The 22,484-nt window shown below is 65.2% G+C and carries 16 protein-coding genes, 1 tRNA gene and 3 pseudogenes; 13 read left to right on the forward strand and 7 right to left on the reverse strand.

Annotated elements, in window-relative coordinates:
* Window positions 1-100 precede the first annotated feature (100 nt).
* The 3 genes from EDD25_RS11440 (at window position 101) to EDD25_RS11450 (ending at window position 2,980) form a co-directional block, all read left to right on the forward strand.
* Entirely contained in the window at window positions 101-1,240 is a 1,140-nt protein-coding gene (locus EDD25_RS11440; RefSeq protein WP_134173382.1) for a DNA polymerase III subunit delta', read from the forward strand.
* 26 nt (window positions 1,241-1,266) lie between these two features.
* Window positions 1,267-2,802, forward strand: a complete 1,536-nt coding sequence (locus EDD25_RS11445) for an alpha/beta hydrolase (RefSeq protein ID WP_134173383.1) — start codon at window positions 1,267-1,269, stop codon at window positions 2,800-2,802.
* Window positions 2,803-2,904: 102 nt separating this feature from the next.
* Window positions 2,905-2,980: transfer RNA gene (locus EDD25_RS11450), tRNA-Thr, on the forward strand.
* Here EDD25_RS11450 and EDD25_RS11455 read toward each other — a convergent pair.
* Window positions 2,981-3,559: a tyrosine-type recombinase/integrase gene (locus tag EDD25_RS11455; protein ID WP_338419632.1), complete on the reverse strand. Its 579-nt coding sequence runs from the start codon at window positions 3,557-3,559 to the stop codon at window positions 2,981-2,983.
* Between the two features lie 748 nt (window positions 3,560-4,307).
* Complete coding sequence (locus tag EDD25_RS11460; protein WP_134173385.1) at window positions 4,308-7,133, reverse strand: AMP-binding protein; 2,826 nt, start codon at window positions 7,131-7,133, stop codon at window positions 4,308-4,310.
* 299 nt (window positions 7,134-7,432) lie between these two features.
* Here EDD25_RS11460 and EDD25_RS11465 point away from each other — a divergent pair, with 299 nt between their 5' ends.
* Complete coding sequence (locus EDD25_RS11465) at window positions 7,433-8,056, forward strand: recombinase family protein (RefSeq protein WP_134173386.1); 624 nt, start codon at window positions 7,433-7,435, stop codon at window positions 8,054-8,056.
* 89 nt (window positions 8,057-8,145) lie between these two features.
* Here EDD25_RS11465 and EDD25_RS17585 read toward each other — a convergent pair whose 3' ends face one another.
* Window positions 8,146-8,412 (reverse strand): hypothetical protein, encoded by a 267-nt coding sequence (locus tag EDD25_RS17585; RefSeq protein ID WP_166671286.1) that lies wholly within the window; start codon window positions 8,410-8,412, stop codon window positions 8,146-8,148.
* A 921-nt stretch (window positions 8,413-9,333) separates the two neighbouring features.
* On the opposite strand from EDD25_RS17585, the gene EDD25_RS11475 reads away from it, so the two are divergent.
* The gene (locus EDD25_RS11475) at window positions 9,334-11,088 is read left to right on the forward strand and encodes a pyruvate dehydrogenase (RefSeq protein ID WP_134173388.1); all 1,755 of its coding nucleotides are present in this window, start codon (window positions 9,334-9,336) and stop codon (window positions 11,086-11,088) included.
* Window positions 11,089-11,118: 30 nt separating this feature from the next.
* Here the strand turns inward: EDD25_RS11475 and EDD25_RS18005 are convergent.
* The 4 genes and pseudogenes from EDD25_RS18005 to EDD25_RS11495 form a co-directional block, all read right to left on the reverse strand.
* Window positions 11,119-11,259 (reverse strand): annotated as a pseudogene (locus EDD25_RS18005) (CPBP family intramembrane glutamate endopeptidase); the annotation flags it as partial.
* A 61-nt stretch (window positions 11,260-11,320) separates the two neighbouring features.
* Window positions 11,321-11,701: pseudogene (locus EDD25_RS18010) on the reverse strand (IS110 family transposase); the annotation flags it as partial.
* A 408-nt stretch (window positions 11,702-12,109) separates the two neighbouring features.
* Window positions 12,110-13,321 (reverse strand): IS4 family transposase, encoded by a 1,212-nt coding sequence (locus EDD25_RS11490; RefSeq protein WP_134173391.1) that lies wholly within the window; start codon window positions 13,319-13,321, stop codon window positions 12,110-12,112.
* Between the two features lie 206 nt (window positions 13,322-13,527).
* Window positions 13,528-14,910, reverse strand: a pseudogene (locus tag EDD25_RS11495) (IS1380 family transposase); the annotation flags it as partial.
* Window positions 14,911-15,342: 432 nt separating this feature from the next.
* Here EDD25_RS11495 and EDD25_RS11500 point away from each other — a divergent pair.
* The 8 genes from EDD25_RS11500 to EDD25_RS11535 all read left to right on the forward strand — a co-directional run bounded on the left by EDD25_RS11500 (window position 15,343) and on the right by EDD25_RS11535 (window position 22,443).
* Entirely contained in the window at window positions 15,343-16,326 is a 984-nt protein-coding gene (locus EDD25_RS11500) for a Gfo/Idh/MocA family protein (protein ID WP_134173392.1), read from the forward strand.
* Between the two features lie 25 nt (window positions 16,327-16,351).
* On the forward strand, window positions 16,352-17,824 hold the full coding sequence (locus EDD25_RS11505) for a D-alanyl-D-alanine carboxypeptidase/D-alanyl-D-alanine-endopeptidase (RefSeq protein WP_134173393.1): 1,473 nt from the start codon (window positions 16,352-16,354) through the stop codon (window positions 17,822-17,824).
* Window positions 17,825-17,862: 38 nt separating this feature from the next.
* Window positions 17,863-18,465: an isochorismatase family protein gene (locus EDD25_RS11510; RefSeq protein WP_134173394.1), complete on the forward strand. Its 603-nt coding sequence runs from the start codon at window positions 17,863-17,865 to the stop codon at window positions 18,463-18,465.
* Window positions 18,462-19,199, forward strand: a complete 738-nt coding sequence (locus EDD25_RS11515; protein WP_175183011.1) for an alpha/beta fold hydrolase — start codon at window positions 18,462-18,464, stop codon at window positions 19,197-19,199. The genes EDD25_RS11510 and EDD25_RS11515 overlap by 4 nt, the downstream gene beginning before the upstream one ends.
* 220 nt (window positions 19,200-19,419) lie before the next feature.
* Window positions 19,420-20,253, forward strand: coding sequence for a DUF4397 domain-containing protein (locus EDD25_RS11520; protein WP_134175412.1), 834 nt, complete (start codon window positions 19,420-19,422; stop codon window positions 20,251-20,253).
* A gap of 15 nt (window positions 20,254-20,268) precedes the next feature.
* A complete protein-coding gene (locus tag EDD25_RS11525) occupies window positions 20,269-20,916 on the forward strand; it encodes a class F sortase (RefSeq protein ID WP_134173395.1) in 648 nt (215 codons plus the stop codon).
* Window positions 20,917-21,041: 125 nt separating this feature from the next.
* Entirely contained in the window at window positions 21,042-21,602 is a 561-nt protein-coding gene (locus tag EDD25_RS11530) for an RNA polymerase sigma factor (protein WP_241986461.1), read from the forward strand.
* Window positions 21,589-22,443: an anti-sigma factor gene (locus tag EDD25_RS11535; protein WP_134173397.1), complete on the forward strand. Its 855-nt coding sequence runs from the start codon at window positions 21,589-21,591 to the stop codon at window positions 22,441-22,443. The genes EDD25_RS11530 and EDD25_RS11535 overlap by 14 nt, the downstream gene beginning before the upstream one ends.
* Window positions 22,444-22,484: the final 41 nt, after the last annotated feature.

Consider the following 22,484-nt stretch of genomic DNA (forward strand, 5'->3'; position numbering starts at 1 on the left):
GCCCGCGACGGTAACCGGCGTAGCGGCCACCGAAACCGCGCGCGGGCTGACGCCCGCTCGCCAGGGCGCCATTGTCGGCTTCGGAAGGTAGCCTAGCTTCATGGCAGTGTGGGAAAACCTGACGGGACAGGCTGAGGCCATCGCGATCTTTCGCGCGGCGGCGGAAGCGGACTCCTCGTCGTCAATGACGCATGCGTGGCTCATCACGGGGCCGCCGGGCTCCGGCCGCTCCAACCTGGCCTACGCGTTCGCGGCCGCGCTGATCTGCCCCGGCACCCCCGAGGGCGACCGCGACGCCATCCGTCAGGTGGAGGCGCGCACGCACCCCGATCTGAGCGTGCTCACGACCGACGGGGTCATCATCAAGATGGCCACCGTGAAAGAGGCCGTCGCCCGCTCGCAATACTCACCCTCGGTGGGGCGCTACCGCGTGATCGTCGTCGAAGACGCCGACCGCATGGTGGAGCGCACGAGCAACGTGCTGCTCAAGGCGCTCGAAGAGCCGCCCGAGCGCACGGTGTGGATCCTCTGCGCGCCGAGCGAGGCCGACCTGCTGCCCACGATCCGTTCGCGGGTGCGCACGGTGCGGCTGCGCGTTCCGAGCATCGGCGACGTCGCCGACCTGCTCGTGGAACGTGACGGTGTTGACCCGGTCATCGCCGAGCTTTCCGCACGGCAGGCGCAGAGCCACATTGGTATGGCCCGTCGGCTCGCGACGAACCCCGAGGCACGGCTGCGACGCGAGGAGACCCTGCGAACGGCCCTCGGCATCCGTTCGGTATCGACGGCCGTCAACGCGGCCGCGCGACTGCTGGCCATCGCCGGCGACGACGCGAAGGCGATCACGATCGAGCGAGATGCCGCCGAACGTGCGGGCGTGCTGCGCTCGCTCGGCGTGGAGCCTGGCCAGTCGGTTCCGACCGGGTTGCGCAGCCAGATTAAGGCGCTCGAAGACGATCAAAAGCGCCGCGCGACCCGAAGCCTGCGGGACGGCATTGACCGCATTCTCGTGGACCTCACGTCGTTGTACCGGGATGTGATGATGGTGCAGCTCGGCCGAGAGAAGTCCGTGATTAACCTTGAGCTTGCTGCCGAGCTGCACAGCGCCGGTGCGTCCAGCGCTCCCGCAGCTACCGTGGCCACACTGGATGCGATCGCCCTGGCTCGTACGCGAATTCAATCCAACGTTGCACCGGCACTGGCGCTCGAGGCCATGCTCGTATCAGCCATCAGGCGCTAGCCACCCGATTCGATAGAAGGAATCCGATGACACACCATCCCCGCCTGATTGCTGTTCTTGCCGGCGCTGTCGTACTCACGCTCGGGCTCAGTGGGTGCGTGTCAGCTTTCATTCCCAAGGCTGCTCCCACAACCTCTACTCCCACGGGCGAGGCCGTGGATTCTGCACTCGCCCCGTTCTACGGCCAGGTTCTCCAGTGGAGCGACTGCGACAACGAAATGCAGTGCGCCACGGCGATCGCGCCCCTCGACTACAGCGACCCCGGTGCCGGCGAGATAGATATCGCGCTCGTGCGTCACCCGACGACGAGCGGCGACCGGGTCGGTTCTCTGCTCGTCAACCCCGGCGGGCCGGGGGCGTCGGGTTACGACATCGTGAAGAACTCCCTGGACTTCGTAACGGATGACGTGCTGCAGTCCAGTTTCGACATCGTCGGGTTCGACCCGCGCGGGGTCGGTCGGTCCTCGGCCGTAACCTGCTACCAACCCGAGCAAATGGACGAATACCTCTACGGCCTCACGACCGCGGCGCGGGGAACGGATGCCTGGATCGCCGAGCTCGAGGCCTCGTCGGCCGACTTCGGTGCCGCCTGTGCGGAGAACACCGGCCCCTTGCTCGCGCATGTCGACACCGAAAGTGCTGCACGCGACCTCGACCTGCTGCGGGCCGTGCTCGGCGACGAGAAGCTGAACTACCTCGGTTACTCCTATGGCACCTACCTCGGAGCCACATTTGCCGAGCTGTTTCCGGACAAGGTCGGCCGCCTCGCTCTCGACGGCGCGCTCGACCCGTCCACCACCAACTTTCAGGTGACCGAGCTGCAGGCCAAGGGCTTTGAGAGTGCGCTGCGCGCCTACCTTGAGGCGTGCCTGGTGGGGGAGGACTGCCCGTTCAGCGGTACCGTGGACGACGCGATGAACACGGTGGGCGCGCTCCTCGCCTCCGTTGACGTCAGCCCGATCATCGCTGGCGACGGCCGTCAGCTCGGCTCGAACGCGCTGCTCACCGCCATCATTACCCCGCTCTACCAGCAGGCGGCCTGGCCGATGCTGAGCCAGATGTTCGCGGGTGTGATGACGAACGACGTCACCGCGGCCTTCGGACTGGCGGACCAGTACAACGGCCGCCAGGCGGACGGCAGCTACCTCGACAACTCCAGCGAGGCCTTCTCGGCCATCAATTGCGTGGACTACGCCTACAACGACGACCCCGCGTCCATGCGCGCGCAGGCCGCCGAGATCGAGACCGCGGCGCCGATCATTGGCAAGTACATGAGCTTTGGCGACATCGGTTGCGCCAACTGGCCGTACAAGTTCAGCGGGGAGCGGGGAGAGATCCACGCCACGGGAGCCGCACCCATCCTCGTCATCGGTACGACGAACGACCCGGCCACGCCTTATGCCTGGGCGCAGAGCCTGTCGGAGCAGCTCGACAGCGGCACCCTCGTGACGTACGAGGGTGAGGGGCACACGGCCTACAACAAGGGAAGCGACTGCGTGAACCGCGTCGTCGACGACTACCTCGTCAAGGGCACGGTGCCGAGCGAGGATCCGATGTGTTGATCTCCGACCGCGCGTCGTGGCGAGGCGTGTACAACATGACTCCTCGAACAGGCTAAGCTTAGTTCTTGTGTCACCGACCGCCCTACGGGGTGATCTGGTATCGCCGCCTTAGCTCAGTTGGTAGAGCATCTCACTCGTAATGAGAAGGTCGTCAGTTCGATTCTGACAGGCGGCTCCATTAAATGTCCTGGTTAGACGGGGTTTCTGGGGAAGCATCAGCGGTGCTGTGCAGCTGTTTCGACGTATTTGCCCACAATTTGCCCACATTTGTTTTTATTGCGCGGTTATTTAGGGCCTCTGCAACAGCGTCTAGATCGTCTTCGAAGAGGTCGCTGTAGACGTCCAAAGTCATCGCTGCCGAGGCCTGCCCGAGCATTCGCTGCACAGAGAGCACGCTCGTCCCGGAAGATATAGCCAAAGACGCAGCTGTGTGTCGCAGGGAGTGCGGGGTGATCGCGGGTAATTCCGTAGGGCGCTGTCTGAGCTGTACGACTGCGGCGAAAAATGTTCGGCGGCGAAAGTTTCCGCTTCGGAACACTTCACGACTCGGCGATGTGAAGAGGAGATCGTCGCGGTGCTTGCCCGCGCATTGGGACTCGAGCATCTCGGCTAAAATGCCCGTGAATGGTACCGAACGTCGCTCGTGGATATTACCGGACGCATCTCTGCACTTAATCCAGAGCAGACCGAGTCCTTCTTGCGATATCGTGCCGGTCTTTCGACCGTGACAATTCTTGGCAACGACGAGGTACTCGATCGACTAAAGGCCCTTCACGAAGCGCTCGCGTCACCGCCCCGTTTCGATGGTGAAGTAGCAGAGTCAGACCCTCCTGACCGCGACCATGACGGCTAGAAACGATTGTTATTGACCACCTGCAAGAGCAATTTTCACGGGCGCGACTTTCCGCGGGATAGAGGTGCTCGAAGCTCGTCACCGACATTGAGACGCCGAATCGCCGGCTATCAATTTTTCCGGGCGTAGAGCGGGACGAACCTGGCCGGTCGAGGTTTGCCCGGTTCTGTCGCTTTGGGGTATATGCCAGCCTGACGTCAGTGGCTCGACTCGAAACCGTCAGGTAGAAGCCGCATTCGTCTTTTCCTGACGCCGGTCACAGACGGTCTCTGCGCTTATCTGGACGGACTTTGGTCTTGGGGCGAGGGGATTGCCCACCAGCGGCCAGGGGTGTCCAAGCATGCTCGAGTGCAGCGGGGTGAACGCCATGCTCGTGTCCCACGACCGAGACGAAGCTCTTTCCTTCGGACAGCAGGTCGGCGCACCGGCGGGTGTTTTCGATGCACCGATCGTTGTCCGCGTCGCAGCGCTTCTCGTCGATGTGGTGCTGACGCGGTCGACTGCGCATTCGGACGCCTCACGGTGCAGCACGACCGCAGCGGCGGGACCGCACGGGTTCACGCCATGGTGCGGCCCGAGCAGCCCTCGCGCCGACCACCGACCACCGACCGAGGCAACGCGACCGTCGTCGGTGTCCGGTCGACGTGTGCCATTACACGCGGCGGCCGAGTTCGTGACGGGATGCTCGATTAGCGTCGTTGATGGCGGGGTGGTGCTCTATTTGCATTTCGGTTGGCTCCAGTGCTGGCGAGCCAGCAGTGCGGTTACGCCGCCACCCCAGCGCGCGACGGAGGGCAGTCCTTAGCAACTCGTTCCCGTCGTGCCGGCGATGAGCGCGTATCGAGCGGACGGCGTACGAGACGTGGTGGTTCGCCAGCGTGTATACACGCCAGGTGATGACGCCGACTGCGAGCGACAGTAGTGTGCCGATCCATGGCGCGTTCTGCTCAAACGGCGGGTATACCTGCCAGTGGGTGAGATAGATGAACATTGACGCGCCCGCGACCGTGGCGACGGCCGGCACCATCCACCGCGGCGCGCGAACCGCCGGTACCCAGATCAGCGTCAGCATGCCCCCGGCGAGTATTGCCTCTCGCAGCGGGTCACCGAAGAATCCCAACGAAGTCACCACGGCGATCACCGAGACGAGGACTCGTCGAGCCGTGGTGTCGGCACGGGCGAGGAGCCAACCGAGGGCGATTAGCCACACGACTACAGGCCCGGTGTAGAGCTCTACATACTCGGCGTGGGTGCCGGCGATCGCGAAGCGCGCGATGAGGGCGATGGCGAATCCGAGGAGGGCGAAGGCGAACGGGGAGCGCCGCTCGACGCGGTCGACGGCGCGTACAGCGAACATGACGGCGAGGCCGACGATGGTCCAGAGCATCGCCTCGAGGAACCAGAACTGCCACTGCTCGTTCCACCGCCCGTCGCCCGGCACGAGGTTGTTCAGGAGCAGGACGGTGGTGACGTGGTACTGGCCGGTCAGAAGCGCAACCCCACCGATCCAGAGAATCGCGGGCGCCGCGAGCTGTGCAGCGCTGCGCCCGAGCCAGCGAGACCGTGACCGTCCCGGCACCGATGCGAGCTGGAAGCGGGCAAGGTTGTACCCCGCGATGGCGAGCAGCAGGTGCGCGCCACCCTGCAGAAAGAAGAGGTCGGCGTGAGTGCCGACGATGAGCACGATCGCGATCGCTCGAAGCATGGCGGGTGTCTCGAGGCGCACCAGGCTCGGGAAACGAGGACGAGTGCGTGGGCCGACGGCCGGGGCGGGGGCTTCCGTGGGCCGTGCCGCGGCTCGCGCAATCGAGTCGTCGTCGGCTGCTTCGGTGGCGAACGCCGCCAACTCCCGAGCGGTGCGCGTCGGCCAGTCGCGCGGCAAGTCGCCGAGCATCGCCTCGAGCCGAAGCGACACCTCAATGTAACTCAGGGAGTCGCCGCCGAGCGCGGCGAATGAATCATCCACGCTTACCTCAGGACGGGAGAGCAGCGTCGAGAGGAGGTCGCGAATTGCCTGCGGCGAGACCGCGGCACCGCGGCTGACGGTAGTGCCGGGCACCGTGCTCGGTGCGGCGGCGGCACGATCCTGCAGCCCGGCAAATCGCACGAGCGCCGCAGTGTCGGGCTTGCCGTTCGAGGTGCGCGGGAACTGCTCCACCGCGTACGCGCCGATGGCGTGCATGGGCACGCCAACGAGTGCAGCGGCGCGCTCGCGTGCGCGCTGTGCCGTGCGATCAGAGGTGGCGAAGAGGAGCAGTCGTTCTTCGGCAGTGGCGACGCGCACCTCGATTCCCTCGTCGGCAAGAAGCCGCTCAATACGGTCAAGGTCGACCCGTAAACCGAAAATTTTGACGAAGCGGTTCATCCGCCCGACGATCTCATACAGTCCATCGTCGCGGCGGCGCGCGATGTCTCCTGTCCGTAATTCGTGCACGGTGCGGCCGAGTTCGAAATCTGCCGGTGTCTCGGCATAGCCGAGCATCACGTTCGGCCCGTCGTAGACGAGTTCCCCCTCGCTCCCGTCCGGGGCAGCTGTGCCGCCGGCATCGATGCGGAAATGGCCACCGGGAATCGGTCGCCCGATGGCCCCGGCGGCGGTGGCGATGAGCTCAGGAGGAAGATAGGCCATCCGTGCTGTGGCTTCCGTCTGGCCGTACATCACGAACAGCTCGAATCCGCGTTCTTCACCGAGCCGGGCGAAACGACGAATCATCTCAGGCGCGAGTCGGCCACCGGCCTGGGTCAGGTAGCGCAGGCTCGGCACTGAGCGTTCGGCGAAGCCGCTGGCCTCGAGCATCTCGAAGGTGTAGGGCACACCGGCAAACGAGGTGATCTGATAGGCAGATGCCTCCTGCCAGAACGCTTCGTCGGTAACGGACCGTTCCGTGAGCATGACGCTCGCGCCGGCGAGCAGGTGGCTGTTTACCACGGACAGGCCGTAGCAGTACTGCAGCGGTAAGGTCGTCGCCGCTCTATCGCTCGGTCCGAGGCGCAGATATTGCGCGATGGATGCGGCGTTGCTGCGCACGTTGTCGAAAGAGAGGCGTACGAGCTTCGGCGACCCGGTCGACCCCGATGTGCTTCCGAGCACGGCTAACTCAGGATGAAAGGCGTGTCGGCTGCCCGAGTTTCGTTCCTCAAGCATCCACCCCTGTGGGCCGTCGTGCGCGATGACATCGGGGCTGAAACGCTCAATGAAGGCTGCTCTGTGGGCCAGGCTCGCATCGTCGGCACCGCCGGAGACGAACAACACAGGGTGCCCGCCCTCGAGTGCGGCCAGATAGGTGACGATCGGCTCGAGCGAGCTGGTCGCGGCGATCATCACGAGGCGACGGGTATCGCCGAGCTGACCCCTGCGCTCGCGAACCAGCAGGGAAAGTTCAGCGTAATTAATGGTCGCGCCGTCGGCAACGAGGGCCGTAGCGTCAGGTCGGCCGCGGGGGAGGGACAGGCCGCGAGCAGAGGCGATCGAGACCATAATTGAGAGATACCTTCAGCGTGAGACGGAAAAATACTGCATCGAACTTAGGTAAGCATAACCTAAATAGCGCCAGCGATCGGCGCCCCCGAGTCGTCCCTCGCCGAGCACCGCCACAAAGAGCTGAACTCCACACTGGACAGGTTCCTTCGGAATGAGGCGTCCCACTTCCTTGGTAGTGGAACGCCTGGAATCGGTCATAAGGATCTTGGCCGGGCGGCCTTTTTTGCATTCCATAAGTCCAGTTCAAGAGGTGTTTCGTGGGCGGGGTACGGATGTGACTTCCGGTACGTTCGGTGATGGACATCGGTTACGCGCGCGTCTCGACGGCAAAACAAGATCTTGATCGCCAGATCGACGCCCTGGGCGCGGTTGGAATCCCGTCGGGCAGGATCTATGTCGACAAGAAATCCGGAGCAACGACCAAGCGCCCTGGTCTCACCGCCGCACTCGACTACGCGCGTGACGGGGACGTTATTGTCGTGCACACCCTGGACCGTCTCGGCCGTACCGTGCGCGACACGTTGAACCTGATCTACGAGCTGAAGGAGCGAGGCGTAGGTGTTCGAAACCTGGCCGATCCGATCCGAGTGGATTCGGCAAACCCGGAGGATCCCATGTCGCAACTGGCGGTGGTGATGCTTGCGTTGTTCGGCCAGATGGAACGAACCTACGCGATCGAACGTGCCGCCCATGCCCGCGCCGTCGCTGTCAGCAAAGGCCGGCAGATTGGCCGGCCTTCGGTAGTGGACCCGACCAAGCTCGCCTATGCGTCGCACCTACGGGACACCGGTCTGACGATGCCCGAGATCGTGGCCAAATCCGGCATTACCCGGTCAAGCCTGTACCGGTATTTGCCGCCGCGCCAGGTAGACCAGCTCACAGCTGGTCTCGACGAAGTCGATGCGAAGCGCGATGACTGAGGCGCCGGACACAAGCGAGAGCCACCGCTATGCAGGGAAGCGGTGGCTCTCGCTGTGTCCGATCTGAGACTGCCTGCAACGCAGCGCTACTAGGTGGTTACGATCACCGCTTGGCCGGGCGGGCAAGTTACTCGCAAGGAACCATCAGTGGCGAGCACGACAGTGAACTTGCCGAGCGTCGCCGTCGGCAACGGTTTGAGCATCGACAACAGTTCCTCCGTGTCCGCAAACTTGACGGGCCACTGTTCGCCTCGGCCCCAGCGGACTGGTGATTGAGCGCCGATCAGCCGGAGGGTCTCCTCAGACGGTTGGGTGTTGAACACGAACCGGGAAGGTTCGTCGGTGTCGTCTTGCACCGAGTCACTCTTGCGGATGGCCACGATCTTGCTTCGAGCCACGGCGACCAGAAGGTCCCCGCTCTGAGAATGCATCTTCGCGATTTCCGCCGCATTTCTCGTTGGCCATGCGCGTTCAACGGTCTCGATTTTTTCCGACGACGAGTTCGTGGCGAGCCACGTGCGTGTGACGTTGACTACGAGCACAGGGAAGCCACGCCCTCGGCACCAACGAATTTGACCGGCCAAAGCTGACCGCGGGTGAAGCGGACACCCTCGGGAGTCCTGTCCCCAATGAGTTCGAAGAGCTCGTCCGTCGCTGAGAATGCTCATCTCAATGTCACTAATCTGCTCATTTGGCTGTCACTGCCCAGGTCGCTGCATACGGCCAGGGTTGGGAAGCACCACGGGGACGGGCCTAGTGATCTTCATGTCTCACGAGCGTGCGCTCGGGGACGGTCTGGGCTGCGCGGTTCGGTGAGTCCCAGAGCGCATAGGACATTGGGGCGAGGCGCCAGGGCGGGTCACGAGGTGGCAGGCGAGTTGGCTGCAGCAGGGCCGGTCTCTGGGCCCGATGGCGCCCCAGGTGACCGGGTATCAGGTGGAAGGCACTAGCGACGGTGTCCTCAGGCAAGGGCCGTCGACCGTGCCAACGGTCGTGGGGCATGCTCGTTCACCTGGGACGAGCCTGCGGTCCACTGACATCGAGATGAGCAGATTAGTGACATCAGAATGAGCAGATTCCGCGGATTACTGACATTGAGATGAGCATTCTCACTTCGGGCGGTCGCCCTCGCCGACGACAGCCGGAGCGTTATCGTCATCAGTCGCGCGCATCGCGCGCATCAGTCTCTCGAACGGAAAAATCTCGACGCCTCTCACAGCACCTGCGGGTATGGCCACCCGTAGCCCCGCGGCGCGGCATGTGCTTGACTGGATCGCATGGCTCATACCGTCGCGGATCAGCTCATCGCACAACTCTCAGACGCCGGGGTGCGGCGCATCTACGGCATCGTCGGCGACAGCCTCAACCCGATCGTCGACGCGGTGCGGCGCACTGGCGGGTCGAGGAAGGGCGGCATCGACTGGATCCATGTGCGCAACGAAGAGGCGGGAGCGTTCGCCGCCGGCGCCGAAGCTCAGCTCACCGGCGAACTCGCCGTGTGTGCGGGCAGCTCGGGCCCCGGCAACCTGCACCTGATCAACGGACTGTACGACGCTCATCGCTCCGGCGCACCCGTGCTCGCGATCGCGAGCCACCTGCCGAGCAACCAGATCGGCACGTCGTTTTTCCAGGAGACGCACCCCGACCGGCTTTTCGTCGAATGTTCCCACTACTGCGAGCTCATCTCGACCGCCGGGCAGGCGCCTCGGGTGATCAACGCCGCGATGCGGCACGCGATCGGTCTCCGCGGCGTCGCGGTCGTCACGATTCCCGGCGACCTCGCCGAGCTCGACGCCGACCGCCCAGCGCCGACGTTCGTGCTGCCGTCGCGGGCGGCGCTGGTTCCGGATGAGGCGGACATCCGCGCGCTCGCGTCGGCGATCGACTCGGCGAAGACGGTCGCGATCTTCGCGGGCATCGGTGTCGCGGGCGCCCACGACGAGGTCGTCGCCTTCGCGGACCTCCTCGCCGCTCCCATCGGACACTCGATCCGCGGCAAGGAGTACATCCAGTACGACAACCCCTTCGACGTCGGTATGACGGGACTCCTCGGGTACGGTGCCGCTCACGCCGGCATCCACGATGCCGAGCTGCTCATCCTGCTCGGCACCGACTTTCCGTACGACCAGTTCCTGCCCGACGGGCGCAAGGTCATGATCGCCCAGGTCGACAGCGCACCTGACCACATCGGACGGCGGGCGAACGTCGAGTATCCGATCCACGGCGACGTACGCTCCACGATCGCGGCGCTCACCGCGCTCGTCGCTCCGAAGGCCAATCGCAGGTTCCTCAAGAAGACCCTCGATCGCCACCACAGGCTGCTCGACTCGGTCGTCGGCGAGTACACCGACGTCGAGACGACGATTCCGATCCATCCGGAGTTTGCGGCATCCGTTCTCGACGAGCTGATGTCGAATGACGCGATCGTCACGGCCGACACCGGAATGTGCAACGTCTGGCAGGCCCGCTACATCACCCCGAACGGACGCCGTCGGCTCATCGGCAGCTTCCTGCACGGGTCGATGGCGAACGCTCTGCCGCAGGCGATCGGTGCGCAGCTCGCCTACCCGGGGCGACAGACCGTCGCGATGGCGGGCGACGGCGGGCTGTCGATGCTCATGGGTGAGCTCATCACGGCGGTCGCCTACAAGCTGCCGGTGAAGGTCGTCGTCTTCAACAATTCGACCCTCGGCCTCGTGAAGCTCGAGATGCTCGTCGACGGGCTGCCTGACTTCGGTGTCGACGTTCCCGCCGTCGACTTTGCGACGATCGCGAAGGCGGTCGGCTTCCATGCGGTGCGTGTCGATGACCCGCGGATGCTCCGCAGCGCCCTCACGGAGGCACTCGCGCACGACGGTCCCACGCTCGTCGACATCATCACCGACCCGAACGCGCTGTCGCTGCCTCCGACGATCACCGCTGACCAGGTGAAGGGCTTCGGACTCGCGCTGTCGAAGGTCGTCCTGAACGGCGGCGTGGGGGAGGCCATGCGGATGGCGCGGTCGAACATCCGCCATTTGCCTGGCCTGTAGCGGCCGTCGCGATGTCTGCGAGCGAGTCGGTCAGGACACGAACACCTGCAGCCACTCGCGATTGTGCGCGTGCACGAGGAACACGACGAGGTCGAACAACAGGTGCACGCAGACGACGTAGGTGAGCGACTTGGTGCGGCTGAAGATGTGGCCCTGCAGCAGTGCGAACGGGATCGCGGGTGCGCTCGTGAGTGAGGTTCGACCGGGTGCCGGTCAGATCCCGCAGCTGGCGGATCGGCTCTGGTGGCACGAAACTGGCCCGGAGCAGGTTGTGGGCGGCGAGCTCTGCTAACCACGTCGCGCCTGAGACATCGGTTTTGCGTCCCGGGATATTGCGCGCAGCTTTCGGATTGACCAGTTCCACGTTCAGCGACTCGGCCAGCAGGAAATAGAACGGTTTCCAGTAGTCGCCGGTGGCCTCCATCACCACCACCGTCACCGCGGCCTCCTCGAGATCTCGGCGCAGGCGCACGATCTCGTTCGTCGTCGCCCCATACGTGGTCACGGTCTTGCTGAATGTTCCCGCGCGTGTCCCCGGTATCCGGATACAGACCTTCGCGTCGCGTTTGGAGATATCCATCCCCGCGGCACGCTCGTGCACGATGTCCAGCATCTGCTCCTTCGCATCTGCTCCTTCGCATCTGCTCCCAACGGCACCACCGGCCGGTGGTGCCAGGTGCCGCGGGAAGGGCGGGGAAAATGATTCAGGAATCTACTAAACGGGCTCATCAACCCGATGCTGCTGGGCTTGCGGCACCAATCCACGGTTCCCGTGGAAGCCCTCCACACCACGCTCGTAAACAGGCTCGATGCACTTAGCCCCAATACCGTTCAGTTAAGCGTTTTGATGGTGATATGTGCTTCATGTTGTGGTTGTGGCCATCGGCTGTGGTGTTCTCGTTTGGCGAGCCATTTGGAGATCTTGCGTTTGATGACGCGGGGGTTTGACCGTTTTCGGCGGGCGGGGTTGAGGCGTTTCAGGAGCCGGCGGATGGCGTGGCGCCAGGTGGCCTCCGGTTGTTCAGGCTGTTGAGGGGGAAAAGGCGCCCTGGGCCGCCCCGCGGCGGGCGATGCGTAGTGCGGCAATGAAGGAGACCCGGTCTGTCTCACGGCCAGCGTGGGCGGCGGTGTCAGCCATCAGGGTTCGGATGGCGTAGTGGCAGCACAGGTGCCCCCAGATTTCCTGCAGGATCAGGTCGGGGGATTTGGAGCGCAGCACGGCTTTGGGGTCGCGTTGGTGGGTTTTGAGCTCGTCGAATGTGCTCTCAATCTCCCACCGTTCCGAGTAGACGGCGGCGAGCTCCTCCGCGCTGGCGACGGACGGATCGAGGATCGTGCTCAGGAGCCGGTAACTCTCGGGGTTCTCGCGCCCATCATCGATCGTGTAATCAATGACCCGCACGATCAGGGGCTCTGTTGTGGTGCGGTTCGAACCCGACGTCGGAATAATGCGCGCAAGCCATGACCCGTCAGAGAGAGTCTCCACGTAGCGGGGCCGAAGATTCGTCTTCACACGCCAGAGCAGATCTGCGCCGGTCGCGGCGGCCTGCTGCCATAAGTGGAAACCGTAGAAGCCACGATCGGCCAGGAGCAATATGCCTGGCGTTAAGCGCTTCACGAGCTCCCTGGACAGTGCAATCTCCGACGTCGTGCACGGCCCAATCTCCGCGTCCACGATCGCATGGGTGCCACACTCCGCCAACGCGACGACGCGGGCCTGCGGGAACGCTGACTTCTCACCGCGGCTGGACGGCGGACGGCCGAAGAACTCCGCATTCGCCACGCTGTCCGCCAGGTCCAGGACCGTCCCATCGATCGCCACCAACCGTCGGCCCGCCAGCCATGATCCGGAGGTCTCCGGGCCAGCCAGAGGGACCGCGACACGTTTGAAGAGATCCCGCACGGGTTCAGACCCGAGCCGGGCCCGGGCCTGAAAAATCCCGGACTTCGACGGTGACGACCATTCCTCGGCCCACCCCGATGACCACGACAACCCGTCCGTCAACTGGGCGAATACGTCCTCGTAAGAGTCCTCCGAATACAACGCCATCCCAATCGAGAAATACGCCATCACCCGCGCCGGCAACGCACGCTGACGCACCTCAGTCCGCCCCGCCGCAGCAATCACCTCATCAACCACACCCGCAGGAAACACCCGCGTCAACAGACCCACCGACACAAAATCCGACAACCGGCGGTCAGAGACCGGCTTTACCCAACCAGAACGAGCCATACCCCCATCATACCGGCAAACCGCCTAACTGAACGGTATTGCACTTAGCCTGAATCCACCGGTCGGCCTGTGAACGAATCCTGATTTCGGTTTGGCGGGGTTTCGGGGTTTCGGCGTTTCGGGTGCGGGTGAGGTCCGGGTCTCGCTGCCCGGGGTGTTCCACTGGTGTTGCTGTTGATGCTGGTGTCGGCTGGTTGGTCAGGTGGGGGCGGGTTGTGTTGGCGGAAGTTCTGGTTGAACAGGGCCGTCCACGGTTTCTCCCAGGGCCAGTGTGCAGGCAGGTGCAGGGTGATGCGCCGCGCCGAGGATGAAATGCGCGCGGGGACGCTGACGAGTTTCCGGCGGATCGTTGCGGTGGTTGCTCGAGCGAGACCGTTTCCCGCGTTCGTCGCGGCGGCGCGGGTCCAGTTAAACGCCATGACCGCGAGGACCAGTCAGGCGGCGTTGGCCGTGAAAACGCCTGAGGGCAGGTGCGCTAAAGCGCTGCTCTTGAGATCGGAATTCACGAGCTCTATCGTGGCGTGGGCGCGGTGGGTTTTGTCGGCGGCAACGGTGTCGAGGGTGCTGGTGGTGCAGAAGGCGTGGAATCGGTGAGTGTCGAACAGGGTCGGCTGGTCGACGTTTTTCTTGTTCAGTTCCGGGATCCGCCGCACGACCAGGCGCCCGGTGATGTGCTCGGCTTTCTTGCGAGACGTGAACGCAGTGAACGGGACTTCGGCGACTTCGGCGTTACTGATCCACGTTTTCGTGCCTTCGTCATAGATGGCGTTGGTGTATTCAATCGCGGTCCAGGCACTGTCGGGGATCGTTGCGATCGCGCGTTTGATGGCGGGGTTCATGCGGGCGGTTACTGAAACGTCGGCACCGGCTGTGAGGGCCGCATTGATTGAAGCGTGACCGTAGAAGGCAGAGTCGGCGCGGAAGAGCACGCGTGCTTTTTCTGCTCCGTGGAGCCGCTTGGTGGTGGCGAGGGCGTCACGGATCAAACGGGCGGCGCCGCGCGGAGACCCGCAGGCACCGCGGCGGAGTCGTTGACCGATGATGATCGGCGCCGACACGTCAGTTTTCACTGTCGCGAGGAAAACGTTGAGGCCTCGCACCCCGGAGTACTCGTAGCCGGAGCCTTCCTTCTGGTATCCGTGGACTTCGATGATGGTGTCGTCGATGTCGAGGAAGATGTAGCCGTCGGTGTCGTGCGCGACGAGTGGGGCTTCGCCGGCGAGGCCCCGCAGGAAACGTGAGGCGACGGCGTCGAGTTGCCGGACGTGGCCGAACGTGAATTCGCGCAGGAACGAGCCCAACGTCGACGGCGCGTAACAGTTGGTGAAGATCTTCTGCATCCCGCCGTGACGAAGAATTGCGAGGTCGTCGATCGAGTCAGCGCCAGCAACCATTCCGCCGACCAATGAGGTGACTTTCAAGCCGGCGTTGGCGCCCTTGTCGGTGGGGACGGTCAGCCACTGATCGGCCAAGGTCGCAAGCCCCGCTCGGGCGGCCAATTTCATGATCGGGACCAGCCCTGCGGACAACACGAGATTCTGGTCGGTGAAGGATGCAGAAACGGCGCGGTTGGTGTGGGAACCTTGCATCTACGAGATGCTCCTCTGTTTGGTAAATGCGAACTCTAGACAAGTCCTATTTGACCTGATCAGATGAGCATTCTCGGTTTAACGCGCCGCCAGAACCTCACGTCGACCGGTGGATTCAGGCTTAGGTGGCTAGTTTCTGCTCGGCCCTCCTGGCTGGCTGAGTGATGCAGGCCGTCGTCGTCGCCGGGGAATATGAGGCGTGCCCACAATTTGCCCACATTTGCTCCAAAACCAAGCCAGTTTATGTGATCACGTACGACTCAAGAAGCACGCAAAATCAATGATTTTTATACTCAAGGCCTAGTTTCCAAGGCTCCATCGGTCACTCGTAATGAAAAGGTCGTCAGTTCGATTCTGACAGGCGGCTCAGTAAAAGTGCGTCAGTAGGAACCATTGCCTTACCGGCGCGTTGCGCTGGGTATGCTCGTGGGCATGACTGAGGGCATTCGCTGGGGAATCCTGGCCACGGGCGGTATCGCACACTCCTTCACCGAAGACCTCGTTCTCACCGGGCACACGGTGCAATCGGTGGGGTCCAGGTCGCAGGAATCTGCGGATGCCTTCGCCACCGAGTTCGGCATCCCGAACGCTCATGCCAGTTACGAAGCCCTCGTGAACGATCCGGAGGTTGACGTCATTTATGTGAGCACCCCGCATCCGTTTCACGCCGCCAACGCCACGCTCGCGCTGAACGCGGGCAAGCACGTGCTCGTGGAGAAGTCGTTCACACTCAACGCGAGGGAGGCCCGCGCGCTCGTGGACCTCGGCCGGGAGAAGAACCTGCTTGTGCAGGAGGCCATGTGGACGCGTTTTCTGCCGCACATGGTGCGAATCCGTGAGATTCTCGCGGCCGGAACCCTCGGCGACGTGCACACCCTCATGGTGGACCACACCCAGGACCTCCCCGATGACCCGGCTCACCGGCTCAACGCGCTCGCTCTCGGAGGCGGCGCGCTGCTCGATCTCGGCGTGTACCCGATCTCGTTCGCGTCGGCCCTGTTCGGGTCGCCGGAGACCATCCTGGCGTCCGCCACGTTCAAGCCCACGCGAGCGGATGCCCAGGTCGCGACCATCTTTCGCTATGCCGGCGGCCAGATCGCCACGACGCTCTCAGCGAGCGATACCACGGGGCCGAACACGGCGAGCATCCTCGGCACCGAGGGCCGCATCGACATCGACTCGGTCTGGTACGCGCCCACAACGTTCCGGGTGCGGGGCAGCGCGAACGAGGTGACCGAGACGTTCGTGAGTGACGTGGTCGGGCGCGGCATGCAGTACGAGGCGGACGAGGTTGAACAGCTGATCCTCGCCGGCAAAACAACGGGCGAGATCTTCCCCGCCGAGGAATCGGTGAGCATCATGGAGACGCTCGACGCCGTGCGCGCGCGGATCGGTCTGAGCTACCCGGGCGAGTAGCAGGCTCGTCGGCTAGCATGCGGGGGTGGATAACGCAGACCTGCCGGCCGACGCCGTCGCGCGCGAGCCGGGACGCGGCCTCGGAGCAGCCTTCGCCCGGCACCCCCGCATCTGGCTCATCGGTGCGGGCGCGCTTGTGCTCGCCCTGTTCGGAACGGGCGCGGTGTTTGCGGGAGTGGCCACTGTCGGCGATGAGCCGAGCGCGGCATCCGTCGTCACGACCGCGACGCCCACCCCCACGGCCACGGTGCCGCCCGCGCGCCCGGCGCCCGCAGCGGCCACCGCGGCGAGCCAGCTGCGCACGTGCTCGGTGGCGGGGCTTGCGGCCGATTCCCGGCTCGCCAACTTCCAGGCCCAGGTTGTGAACGCGTCGACCGGTGAGGTGCTCTTCGACCGCGGCGGTACGACGGCGTCAGCCACGGCGAGTGCACTCAAGGTGATCACGAGCGCGGCTGCGCTGAGCGTGCTCGGACCCGATTACCGGGCTTCGACCACCGTGGTGAAGGGCGCCGAATCCGGTCAGGTGGTGCTCGTGGGCGGGGGAGACCTCACCCTGTCGCGCCTGCCCACTGGTTCGGAACCGTTCTACACCGGCGCAGCCCACCTCGACGATCTCGCGGCGCAGGTGCGCACGGCGTGGGACGCCGACCCGGCCAACGCCGGCGTACCGCTCACGAGCCTCGTGCTCGACACCTCCTACTTCTCCGGCCCCGCGTGGGACGACGGCTGGGCCCGCGCGGAGCTGAGTCTCGGCTACATGCCCGCAATTACCGCGCTGCAGGTGGACGGCGACCGCGATAATCCCGCACGCAGTACCTCGCCGCGCAGTGAGGACCCGATCGGACGAGCCGGGTCGGCTTTCGCTGAGGCCCTCGGCGGGGCCGTCACGGTCACCCGGGGCGCGGCGCCGGCGGGAGCCGCTCAGCTCGCGGCCGTGCAGTCGCAGCCGGTGTCGACCCTCATTAAACAGGCGCTGATCGTCTCGGACAACACCATTGCTGAGATGCTGGCCCGACTCGTGTCCGTCACGAGCGGTGCCGGCAACAGCTTCAGCTCCCTGCAGCAGGGCATCGTGGGCGGCCTCGCCGGCTACGGCATCGACACGACCGGCATTGTCATTAAAGATGGCTCGGGCCTGAGCCCCGCGAACGCGGTTCCGCCGCGTTACTTCGCCGAACTCTTCATCAAGATCAACGCCAGGGAGGGCAACCTCGGTGTGATCTTCGACGGGCTGCCCGTGGCCGGTGGGCCCAGCGGATCGCTCTCGTACAGCGACCGCTTCTCCGGTGCGAACGCGGTGGCCGACGGGGCGGTATTCGCCAAAACGGGCTGGATCACGAACGGGTATACCCTCGCCGGCGTCATTCATTCCGCGGACGGAACCCCGCTGACCTTCGCGGTTTACGCGCTCGGAAACGTGCGTGACAACGCCAAGCAAGCCATCGACACCATTACCACCGCGTTCTTCAGATGCGGCGATAATCTTTCTAACAACTAGATGCCATCATCATCGAACCAGCCGTCGAAGGAGCCATCATGACCCGCGCACTATTCATCATTGACGTACAGAATGATTTCACCGAGGGTGGCGTTTTGGCGGTGCAGGGCGGGGCCGCCGTTGCTGAAAGAATCAGTGCCCTGCTCGCCGCGCAGCCGCGGGCGCACCACTGGATCTTCGCGTCTCGCGACTGGCATGACGCTGAGAGTGACAACGGCGGACACATTGCCGATGAGCCCGACTTGGTGAGCACGTGGCCCGTGCACTGCGTCGCGGCTACGGCGGGTTCCGAGTACCACTCCGCTCTTGCGCTGCCGCAACGCACGGTGCACATTCTCAAGGGCCGTGGCGAACCCGGCTACTCCATCTTTTCTGGCTCAACAGAAGCCGGTGACAGCATTGGGGCGCTCCTCACCCAACGCGGGGTGACCGACATCGATGTCGTGGGCCTGGCCACAGACCACTGCGTGCGCGCCTCGGTGCTCGACGCGCTCGAACGCGGGCAGCGTGTGCGCGTGCTCACCGATCTTGTGGCCGGAGTTGACGGTGCCGCGAGCGAAGCCGCACTCATGGAGATGGCGCATATGGGCGCCGTCCTCGCCGAGTCCACCGTGGTGGCGCACGACACCGTGATCGATTGAGTGCGCCGCAGTTTGCGCGTCGCCTCGACGGGGTGCGCATCGCCTACGAGACCGAGGCCGGCCGGCGACCGGTGCTGCTCGTGCACGGGTTCGCGTCCTCGGGTGCGGCGACCTGGGGCGCCACCGGCTGGGTGCGTTTCCTTTCTGAGGCCGGTCGCGGCGCGGTGCTGCCTGACCTTCGCGGTCACGGTCGCAGCGACGCCCCGCACGTGGCGTCAGGCTATGCCCCGCGCCAGCTGGCAGCCGACCTCGTGGTCGTCCTCGATACCCTCGGCCTGGACCAGGTCGATGTCATCGCCTATTCCATGGGCTCGAGGGTTGCTGCGGCCCTGGCGAGGCTGGCCCCGGAGCGGGTTCGCCGCATGGTGCTCGGTGGGGCGGGACCGGTCGAACTGTTCGAGACCTGGGACCCGGATGCCGTGGCCCGGTTCGTAGCCGACGACACCCTCCCCGCCGATCCGACGATCGCGGCGGTTCTCGGCCCGGCGTTCAGTGCCGGCGCCGACCGGGAGGCCCTCGCGGCGTGCGTGGGGGGTGTGGCGGGCGCCACGCTCGACGTGCCCGCGGAGATCCCCGTGCTCTACGTTGCCGGCGGCGCGGACGCCATCCCCGTGGGCGTAGCCGAACTCGCCCGCGCGCGCGGCTCCGAGTACCTCGAACTGCCGGGCCGGGAGCACTTGAACACGCTCACCTCCCGCGAGTTCAAGCGGGCCGCGCTGGAATTCCTGGCCTAGTTGTACTGCGCCGGGACGTTGGTGATCGGCAGGGTGATCACCAACAGCCGCTGATGCTGCCCGCGCCGTGCCACGGCCCGGGACGTTTCGTTTCACCGGAGCAAAAGATATTTCTATGCAGGTGCATCCGTTTTGGGGTCAGCGGGGGAAGTAAGGGCAAAAGAGGGAAATGGTTCCCTCACGGTAACCACCACTCGCAGACACCTAGCAGGAGGAAATGATGCACAAATCCCTGAAGATCGGCATGACAGCTGGAGCCCTCGGAGCTCTCGTCGCGCTCGGCGGTATTGCACCGGCCCAGGCGGCCGAGGACGTTGCCATGCTGTCCGTGCTGCACGGAGTTCCCGGCCTCACCGTCGACGTCTACGTGAACGACAAGCTCACCCTCGACGACTTCAAGCCGGGCGACCTTGCCGGCCCGCTCGAGCTCGCCCCCGGCACCTACACGGTAGCCATCACCGCGTCCGACGCGGCGGATGCCAGCGCTCCCGTGATCGGGCCGGTGGACCTTCCCCTCGAGGCCGGCAAGAACTACACCGCCGCGGCTCACCTCATGGCAGACGGCAAGCCCACTGCGACACTGTTCACCAACGACATCTCGCAGCTCGCCGCCGGCGAGGGCCGCCTGACGGTTCGCCACGTGGCTGCAGCTCCCGCAGTCGACGTTCTGGCCAACGACGCTGCGGCGATCACCAACCTGGAGAACCCGGCTGAGTCCGTACTCGTTCTGCCGGCCGGCACCATCTCCGCCGCCGTCGCCGCGACCGGAACGACCGACCCGGTGATCGGCCCGGCAGACGTCAACGTCGCCGAAGGCACGAACACCATCGTCTACGCCTGGGGCAGCCTGGCCGACAAGAACCTCGCGCTGGCCGTGCAGACGATCGACGGGCTGCACTCCAACCCAGACAGCATCCCGGCCGGCGAAGCGGGCCTCGTCGCCACGAACCAGCCGGGCGATTCGACCGGACTCTGGGTCGGTGGCTTCGCCGTCCTGTTGATGGGGCTCGCCGCCGCCGTTGTCCGCGTGCGCCGCGCCGCCGCTCGCGTCTGATCGGGGTCGGAAATCATGAGAGCTACAGCGGGCACCATCGCAGCGCTCGCTGTGGCTCTCGCCCTGCTCGTCGGCTGCACCCCGACCCCGACCGGAGCCTCGCTCGCTCCCGTGCCGAGCGCAGCACCGAGTGCCGTGCCGACGCCGCGCCCCACCGCCGAGGTCGACGTTCCTCGGGTGCAGTCCGCACTGGACCTGAACCAGGTTCCGCTGTCGGTCACGCCGCAGCGCATCCGCGTGGACACGCTCGGCATCGACATGTCGATCGACGCGGTCGGCCTGGCCGAGGACGGCTCCATGGCACTTCCGAGCAACCCGGCCGTGGCCGCCTGGTACAGCTTCGGACCCTCGCCGACCAGCCCGTCCGGCGCGACTGTCGTCGCTGCCCACGTCGACTCGCTCGTCTATAACATCGGCCCGTTCGCCAGGCTCGCACAGGCACCGGCGGGCACCGAGATCATCGTGGCCACGGACGACGGCCAGGAACGTCGGTATGCCGTCGAGTCGATTCAGACGGTGAATAAAACGGATGTCCCCTGGGACCAGGTCTTCGACCGCACCGGTCCATCCCGGCTCACCCTGGTCACCTGCGGCGGTGAATTCGATTACGAGGCCCGGCGGTACCTGTCCAATGTGATCGTCTCGGCGACGCCAATCCTGTGATTGAGGTTGCCTGATGCACGAGCGTCGGTATGCTGTGCCTGACGGTGGTCGAGGTTCGCTCTCTGGAGGGTCCTGATATGCACGACCTCCCAAGGATCTCACCAACCGGGGGACAGCGATACGACGTGACAGCACTCACCGACGGCGACGACCACGCCCGACTGGTCGCGGCGTTCAAGGCCGGGGATGAGCATGCGCTCGCCGAGGCCTACGCGCGCTGGTCATCCCTCGTCTACACGATTGCCGTGCGCTCGCTCGGCGATCCACCCGAGGCCGAGGACGTGACGCAGAAGGTCTTCATCGCCGCGTGGCGAGGCCGGGCAACCTTCGAACCGTCTCGGTCGCGACTGCCAGCCTGGCTCGTGGGTATCACCCGGCACACGGTGGCGGACGCCCACGAGGCCCGGTCTCGCCGCCGCCGGGTTCAGGAAGCCGTCGTATTCGAGCGGGAACTCAGCCAGGCCGATGAATCCGCGGACCTTGCTGACCGGGTGATGATGAGCGACGAACTCCAGCGGCTCGGGCCGGTGCCGCAACAGGTGATGCAGCTGGCGTTCTACGAAGACCTCACCCACACCCAGATCGCCGATAGCCTCGAAATACCACTTGGCACCGTGAAGAGTCATATTCGTCGAAGCCTGACCAGGCTGCGCGTCAGATTGGAGGCAAACGATGATACACACTGACCGGGATGATCTTGCCCTCCTTGCCCTGGCTGAGCGCGACCTCACCGAATTCGAGCGCCAGCACCTGGCCGAATGCACCGAGTGCGCCCTGGAACTCATCTCGTTGCAGCACACGGTCGCGGTTGGCCGGTCCGCCCGTACCGTTGAACTTGCGGAACCCAGCGACCGGGTCTGGGAACGGATCCAGGCCGTGCTTGGCCTGACCGACGCTGTCGCCGCGACACCGCGGCGCGCCGACTACGACCGGGCGGCCGAGCCGACCCCGGCCCCTGAGTCGGCCCTGACTCCTGAGCCGGCCCTGACTCCTGAGCCGGCCCTGGCTCCCGAGTCGGCCCCGGCAATCTCCACCGCCCCCGTCACCGACATTGGACCCGGGTCCCGATCCCGGGCCCGCCAGCGTCGTCGCCGGGTCTGGCTTCCCGTGGCGGTTGCGGCGGGCGTCGTCGGCCTCGTCGGAGGACTCGGTGGCGGCATCTGGTGGGGGTCGCTGCAGCAGGCTCAGGCCCCCGTCATCGCGGAGGCCAGGCTGGACCCGTTCCCCGGCTGGAACGCCAGCGGCGTCGCCCAGATCGAGAAGGCGGCCGACGGTCACCGAGAGGTGGTGGTCGACCTCACGGGGGTGACGGATGACGCCGGGCTCCGGGAAGTCTGGCTGATCAAATCGGACGCGTCCGGGCTGATCAGCATCGGCCTGCTCGACGGCGACACCGGACGCTTCGCGATCCCGGACGGGGTGGATTTGTCCCAGTTCCCGCTGGTCGATGTGTCCGCCGAACCCGACGACGGCGACCCGGCCCACTCCGGCGACTCGATCGTGCGCGGTGAACTGCGCACGGTCTGACCCCGCTGTGCCCGTTCCGGTCGTTCACGACCGGAACGGGC

The sequence above is a fragment of the Cryobacterium psychrophilum genome (assembly GCF_004365915.1).
Classification (GTDB): Bacteria; Actinomycetota; Actinomycetes; order Actinomycetales; family Microbacteriaceae; genus Cryobacterium; species Cryobacterium psychrophilum.

Bases quoted from the DNA above. Each gene is read 5' to 3' on its own strand.
- EDD25_RS11520 (WP_134175412.1), top strand. From the start codon at position 19,420: ATGCACAAATCCCTGAAGATCGGCATGACAGCTGGAGCCCTCGGAGCT.
- EDD25_RS11510 (WP_134173394.1), top strand. From the start codon at position 17,863: ATGACCCGCGCACTATTCATCATTGACGTACAGAATGATTTCACCGAG.
- EDD25_RS11535 (WP_134173397.1), top strand. From the start codon at position 21,589: ATGATACACACTGACCGGGATGATCTTGCCCTCCTTGCCCTGGCTGAG.
- EDD25_RS11500 (WP_134173392.1), top strand. From the start codon at position 15,343: ATGACTGAGGGCATTCGCTGGGGAATCCTGGCCACGGGCGGTATCGCA.
- EDD25_RS11465 (WP_134173386.1), top strand. From the start codon at position 7,433: ATGGACATCGGTTACGCGCGCGTCTCGACGGCAAAACAAGATCTTGAT.
- EDD25_RS11475 (WP_134173388.1), top strand. From the start codon at position 9,334: ATGGCTCATACCGTCGCGGATCAGCTCATCGCACAACTCTCAGACGCC.
- EDD25_RS11440 (WP_134173382.1), top strand. From the start codon at position 101: ATGGCAGTGTGGGAAAACCTGACGGGACAGGCTGAGGCCATCGCGATC.
- EDD25_RS11525 (WP_134173395.1), top strand. From the start codon at position 20,269: ATGAGAGCTACAGCGGGCACCATCGCAGCGCTCGCTGTGGCTCTCGCC.
- EDD25_RS11445 (WP_134173383.1), top strand. From the start codon at position 1,267: ATGACACACCATCCCCGCCTGATTGCTGTTCTTGCCGGCGCTGTCGTA.
- EDD25_RS11490 (WP_134173391.1), bottom strand. From the start codon at position 13,321: ATGGCTCGTTCTGGTTGGGTAAAGCCGGTCTCTGACCGCCGGTTGTCG.
- EDD25_RS11460 (WP_134173385.1), bottom strand. From the start codon at position 7,133: ATGGTCTCGATCGCCTCTGCTCGCGGCCTGTCCCTCCCCCGCGGCCGA.